The following is a 3358-nucleotide window of genomic DNA, read 5'->3' as shown; positions in this document are numbered from 1 at the left end:
CCAGTTGTTCCTTGTCAGGATACAAACCCAGCTCTTCACCCATCTTAAGGTCATCACAATGCCAGAAGCCACGTAAGGTCGGCATATCATGGGTACACAGCGCCGCCATGGATTGCTGCGGATAATGCGATGGCGAATAGAAACCACCATCCTCGGCTGTTTCGAAGAAGAACACCTTGTAAGAATGAATACCCGCCGTCGATAGCTTCTCAACAATCTCGTCAGGCACGGTACCCAGGTCTTCACCGATCACCGTACACTGGTGACGGTGACTTTCCAGCGCAAGGATCGCCATCATGTCTTCTACCGGGTAGTACATGTAAGCACCGTCTTTGGCGCCCTCACCTTTCGGGATCCACCACAGACGCAGCAAGCCCAGAACATGGTCAATGCGAAGTGCACCACAGCTACGCATATTGGCACGGATCAGCTGAACATAAGGGTCATAGGCTCTTTCTTTCAGCACTTCCGGGTTAAGCGGCGGCAATCCCCAGTTCTGACCCAGAGGACCAAGAATATCTGGCGGCGCACCTACGCTGACGTCCTGACACAACGCACCGTGATCAGCCCAGGTTTCAGAGCCTGAGTCACAGACACCCACAGCCAGGTCGCGGTAAAGCCCCATGACCATACCCTTTTCTTCTGCCAACTCGTTGACTTCGGCCAGCTGGGTATCGGCAATCCACTGCAAGTACATGAACAATTGTACTTTGGCATAGTTCTTCTTGATAAATGTCTGCACGGCAGGGTTATCAAAGTGACGGTATTCTTCAGGGAAGACCGGCCAACCCCACACGGAGTCATCTTCTTTCTTCAGCTCAGCATGAAGCGCATCGAAGGCCGCCTGGTGAAGCAAGCTTTCACCGCCCTGCTCAACAAACGCCTGGAATTTCTCTGCACGTGCCGTCTTTTTATCCAGGTGACGCTCACGGAACGTATCAAACAGCAAAGGAAGCACGGCCATTTTCAGGCAGGAYACCTCRCTGTAGTTCACCCAGTTGGCATTGCGGGCCTCGACCAGACGCTGCTGGAACTCAGGGCTGCCTACCAATTGCTGGGCCTCGTCACACTGGGCAAACTCAGACACTGAGCTCACATCAATATACATCAGGTTCAGCCAACGGCGAGAAGACGGGCTATATGGGCTCGCGCCTTCTGGGTTGGCCGGGAATAAGGMGTGAATAGGGTTAAGACCCACAAAATCACCACCGCGGGCAGCAACATCGGCAACCAGTTGTTTYAGATCRCCGAAATCACCAATCCCCCAGTTGTGATTAGTGCGAATTGAATACAGCTGAACACTCGTCCCCCAAAGCTTCTTGTCTTCCTGCAGGGCATCCTGCTTGTAACAAGACTGTGGCGTGACGATCAAAGTCATTTCAAACGGAGATTTTCGACGCTTGCGGAACACTTCCAGCTTGTGGTAACCCCACTCCAGATCATCCGGCAGTGCGAACACCAACGGGCCGCCATCGGCACGCTCGTCACTGATCAGCTGCGACTGTAACCAGCCTTCCATCACCTCGCCCTGCTCGGTTTCCAGGCGCCAGCTAAAATCGCTGATCCGCGCGGCTTGATCAAGGTGTATGGCAATGCGCATCGGCTCACCGCTGCGTACTACCTGTACCGGTGCCAACACATCCGGTTGGTGTTTTTTATTGGCAGACTCCAGCAAGGCTTCGTCGCTTCGCGTGTCGTAACCAAGCGCAGCCAGCAGACGACGGATCGTCTCACTTTCCACCTTGGCTTCATCTCCCCAAGCACTGACATAGCTATCTGCAATACCTGCGATGTCAGCAACTTGTTTTAATACTTGATCGTCTTTCATCGTTCTCTCCGATAGCGGCCTTGCGGCCGCTTCGATGTTAGGGTTTTGCTGATATCAATTCAGACTCTTAATCACCCAATGGACTGAATTAACGGTTTACTGGCTCTAGGTTCCAGATGTTATTGGCGTAGTCTCGAATACTACGGTCTGAGCTAAACTTGCTCATCAATGCTGTATTTAGAATTGCTTTGCGTGCCCAGTTCTTCTGGTCACGGTATTCAGCATCGATTTTCTCGTGAGTTTTCACGTAGTCGGCAAAGTCAGCCAGTACCAGGTAAGGGTCACCACCGTCCAGCARGTTGTGGCGGATCGCTGCCAGCTGGCCAGGGTATCCTGGTGTGAACTCATCAGTTTCCAATAGATCCAGTGCTGCGCGCAGTAAGCTATCAGCATGGTAATAACGGTAAGGRTCGTAACCCTCTTCTTTYAGTTTCTGTACTTCATCAACCAACAGGCCGAAGATGAAGATGTTGTCATCGCCGACTTCTTCGCGCATCTCGACATTCGCGCCGTCCATCGTACCGATGGTCAGGGCACCGTTCATCGCGAACTTCATGTTACCKGTACCTGATGCTTCTTTACCGGCAGTCGAAATCTGCTCTGATACGTCTGCTGCAGGGAACAGGATCTCAGCCAGGCTCACRCGGTAATCAGGAATGAAGACCACCTTCAGCTTGCCGCCAAGACGAGGATCGTTGTTCACCTTCTCGGCAACCTTGTTGATAGCAAAGATAATATCTTTCGCCAGCGCATAACCCGGCGCCGCCTTGGCACCAAAGAAGAATACGCGAGGCTGCATGTCGAATGTCGGATCGTTCAGCAGACGATGGTATAGCGACAGAATGTGAAGCAGRTTCAGGTGCTGACGCTTGTACTCGTGCAGACGCTTGATTTGAATATCGAAGATGGCATTGGTATCCAGCTCGATACCCATGTTCTCTTCAACCCAGTCAGCCAGACGTTGTTTGTTTTCTTTTTTCACTGCCATGTAGCGTTTCTGGAACGCTGCATCTTCAGCAAACTTCTCCAGACCGGCAATTTTCTCAAGCTTATTCGGCCAGTCGTTACCCACTTTCTCGCTGATCAGCGCAGAAAGACCCGGGTTACAGTATTTGATCCAGCGRCGTGGTGTCACACCGTTAGTCACGTTCTGAAGACGRCCAGGGAACAGCTCGTTGAACTCAGGGAACAGGTCACGCTTGACCAGCTCAGAGTGCAGTGCGGCTACACCGTTAACGGCATAAGTACTGACCACACACAGGTTCGCCATGCGTACCATGCGCTGAGGACCTTCCTCAATGATAGACAGCTTGCGCTTCACTTCATTGTTGCCCGGCCAGGTCTGCTCAACCAGCTTCATGAAGCGGTGGTTGATTTCGAAAATGATTTCCATGTGACGAGGAAGCATTTGTGCAATCAGTGCTTCGCTCCACGTTTCCAGTGCTTCAGGCAGCAAGGTGTGGTTGGTGTAGGCGAATGTCTTCGAAGAAATGGCCCACGCGGCATCCCAACCCAGCTTGTATTCGTCAA

2 protein-coding genes are annotated in these 3358 nt (G+C 52.2%); both read right to left on the bottom strand.

The genetic code is table 11. The features are described 5' to 3' along the window. Positions 1–1828, bottom strand: a 1828-nt coding sequence (gene malQ, locus EIZ48_RS27765) for a 4-alpha-glucanotransferase (RefSeq protein ID WP_160658584.1), incomplete at its 3' end; no start/stop codon positions are given. A gap of 88 nt (positions 1829–1916) precedes the next feature. Next, the coding region (gene glgP, locus EIZ48_RS27760; RefSeq protein ID WP_160658583.1) for a glycogen/starch/alpha-glucan family phosphorylase at positions 1917–3358 on the bottom strand (1442 nt) is incomplete at its 5' end.

It is taken from the genome of Photobacterium alginatilyticum, assembly GCF_009910675.1.
GTDB lineage: Bacteria > Pseudomonadota > Gammaproteobacteria > Enterobacterales > Vibrionaceae > Photobacterium > Photobacterium alginatilyticum.
The sequence above is the reverse complement of the archived record's forward strand: the minus strand, read 5'-3'. Positions and strand labels throughout refer to the sequence as shown.